This window comes from Geobacillus sp. ZGt-1 (genome assembly GCF_001026865.1).
GTDB lineage: Bacteria > Bacillota > Bacilli > Bacillales > Anoxybacillaceae > Geobacillus > Geobacillus thermoleovorans.
On record NZ_LDPD01000026.1, the window covers coordinates 167388 to 170113 of the forward strand.

The 2726-nt window shown below is 51.5% G+C and carries 4 protein-coding genes; 3 read left to right on the forward strand and 1 reads right to left on the reverse strand.

The features are described from left to right. The first annotated feature begins 334 nt into the window (after window positions 1-334). Window positions 335-808, forward strand: coding sequence for a hypothetical protein (locus VU18_RS14340; protein ID WP_011232748.1), 474 nt, complete (start codon window positions 335-337; stop codon window positions 806-808). Between the two features lie 43 nt (window positions 809-851). Here the strand turns inward: VU18_RS14340 and VU18_RS14345 are convergent, their stop codons facing one another. Continuing rightward, complete coding sequence (locus VU18_RS14345; protein WP_011232749.1) at window positions 852-1052, reverse strand: hypothetical protein; 201 nt, start codon at window positions 1050-1052, stop codon at window positions 852-854. A gap of 233 nt (window positions 1053-1285) precedes the next feature. Here VU18_RS14345 and VU18_RS14350 point away from each other — a divergent pair, with 233 nt between their 5' ends. Further along, complete coding sequence (locus VU18_RS14350) at window positions 1286-1783, forward strand: L,D-transpeptidase family protein (protein ID WP_011232750.1); 498 nt, start codon at window positions 1286-1288, stop codon at window positions 1781-1783. Between the two features lie 170 nt (window positions 1784-1953). Further along, window positions 1954-2726: hypothetical protein (locus VU18_RS14355; RefSeq protein ID WP_047758369.1), on the forward strand; the 773-nt coding region annotated here is incomplete at its 3' end.

A 2726-nucleotide genomic window follows, 5' to 3' on the forward strand; every position in this document is an offset into this window, starting at 1 on the left:
GCAAGACTGATCAAACCAAATAAATAAATGATTTCCGCATCGCTCTCTACCTCTCCTGCATCTCTGTTTTCAGCGGAACGGCAAAGGAAAAACGGAGCCCTAAACGCTCCGCCTTTTCACCCGCCTCCAAATAGGACAAACCACCGTTTCTCACGCTAGTGCATCATTTCCAACAACTTCTGCCATCCATTTTACTACACTCTGATGAATTTTTTGACTAAAAAATGCGGCCGTATGTCTATCCTGTGACACATGCCACGGCGCTTCCGCCCTTTCCCTGCCCATATCCGCCGCCCATCGTGCATATGGTATAACAGAGAGGAGAGGAGACCCCATGTTCCCACGCTACCGCCAAAAGACGATCCGAGCCAGGACTGGGGTGGCGGTTCTCACTGCCGTCGCCGTGTTGGTGGCGATCTTGTCTCTGTTTCTTTCGAACGAACGGAACGAGGCAAAGGAAATCGTTGACACGTTTTACCGCTACGAGCAGGCAGGGGATTTTGGCAGCTCTTGGGAGCTGTTTCACCCGCTTATGAAAAAGAAATTCCCAAAAGACGTCTACATCCAGCGCCGCGCCCACGTCTTTATGCAAGACTTCGGCGTCGAGACGTTCGACTACCGCATCGATGAGGTGGAAAAACTGTCGTCATGGTCGATGTCTGATGAGAACAAACCGCTTCACGACGTGTATCGCGTCCGCGTCATTCAGACGTTCCATAGCGCTTTTGGCGTGTTCGAAATCCATCAAGACGTCTTCGTCGCCAAAGAAAAAGGGGAAAAGAACATTTTGTTCCCTTACCGCCCGTAACCCCCAACATCGATGCGGCCCCGATATCGACCGGGCGCCGCTTTCACCGCTCCTTCCATTCCTCGATGATCTCAAGCGTCCGATTAATGCCGACATTGTATATCAACAGCTTAAGCAAGTTTTCCCGCTCCTCTTTCGTAAAAAAGAGATCGCCGTCAATGATCTCAAGCGGGACAGGGGAGAGCTCGGCATACAGCTCATAATCAACCTTCTGTCCTTCCGGTTTTAGGACAAACGTTCTCATTCGCGCCATCCTCCTTTTTCACCTACACGTTTTGACAAGAAACACCCGTTAGGCAACGCTCCCTATCAAGTATAGACTAACGCACAGCGCGTTCATACGGCATTGGCGGCCGCATGCCATGCGCATGAGACTCTCTTCCCATTTGAGCAACCTTATTCGAATCTTCTCATACACTAATGTATCATCAATCGGAGCTATTTTCTCCATCCAGCGAAAAAAAGGAGCGAAATGCCATGTACAAACATATCGTCAAACACGGGGAAACGATCGCCTCCATCGCCCGCGACTACCGCACATCTGTTGAGGCGCTCCTTCGCGCCAATGGTTTGACCGCCGCGTCCGTCATCTTTCCCGGGCAGGAGATCGTCATCCCCCACCTTCCGCCGAAAGGATCGATTCCCTACACGATCCACATCTCGATCAGCCGCCGCCAGCTGACGTTAAAACACCGGGGACGAACGATCCGCACGTATCCGATCGGCGTCGGCAAAATGGTCACCGCCACGCCTGTCGGCGATTTTGTCATCGTCAACCGCCAGCCGAACCCGGGCGGTCCGTTCGGCGCCATGTGGCTCAGCTTATCCAAAGTCCATTACGGCATCCACGGCACGAACGACCCGTCCTCGATCGGCAAATACGTATCCAAAGGCTGCATCCGCATGCACAACAAAGACGTGCTCGAACTCGCCTCCATCGTTCCGAACGGAACGGAAGTGTTTATCCGGCCGTGAGGGCAAAACAGCGTCATTCATCCGTCTGTTCCGGGTCGCAACCCGTTTTATTTTTCAAGAAGATGTCATTCACTCCCACCGAACGAACACCGTGTTTCCGCTCACGATGGCAGCTGACAATCGATCGGGCAAGTAGTATAATTAGGTCAAAAGCGAATGGAGTGAAGACGATGCCAGGCGGGATCTCGCATCACGCCAAAGACATTTTGTTCAAGTCGCTGAGCGCATTGTACCAAAACCAAGCCCTCGATGTATACGGACTTCACGGACTCCCACGGATCAAAGCACTGCTTCCAAACGAATTTCCGTCTGTACGGGCGGATGAACGGCGCGCCGACACCGTGTTTCTTCTCGAAGACGATTCCATTTTGCTTCTGGAGTACGAAAGCAATGAACGATTTCTCGACAACCATTTAAAGTATCTTGATTATGCCTGCCGCATCCTTCACACATACTATCAACAGGAAAAACGAATACGCCCGATTCGCATCGTTGTGATCTACACAAGCGATGTCACGACCGCCCGCGAACGGCTTGACGCCGGCGATGTGTTTCTTTCATCCAAAGCGGTGTTGCTTGGCGAATTCAACGGCGATGCGATTTTCCATGCCATTGAAGAAAAAGTCCACAACGGCGAACCGCTCACTCCGGAAGAAACGATGAAACTCATCCTCGTGCCGCTCATGCACACCCGCTTCGACCGGCAAACGATGATCGAAAAAACGATCGAGCTGGCGAAAGCGATCGGCGACGAACCGAAACAGCTGCACATCATCGCTGGCGTTCTGACCGCCACAGACAAATTCATCGACCGGTCATACGCCGAAAAAGTAAAGGAGTGGATCAAAATGAACAAAGTGTTTCGCCTGTTAGTCGAAGAACTTGAACAAGAAAAAGAAGAAATGTTGAAGAAAGTGATGCAGGAAAAAGAACAAGCAGTGCA

Bases quoted from the DNA above. Each gene is read 5' to 3' on its own strand.
- VU18_RS14350 (WP_011232750.1), top strand. From the start codon at position 1,286: ATGTACAAACATATCGTCAAACACGGGGAAACGATCGCCTCCATCGCC.
- VU18_RS14345 (WP_011232749.1), bottom strand. From the start codon at position 1,052: ATGAGAACGTTTGTCCTAAAACCGGAAGGACAGAAGGTTGATTATGAG.
- VU18_RS14340 (WP_011232748.1), top strand. From the start codon at position 335: ATGTTCCCACGCTACCGCCAAAAGACGATCCGAGCCAGGACTGGGGTG.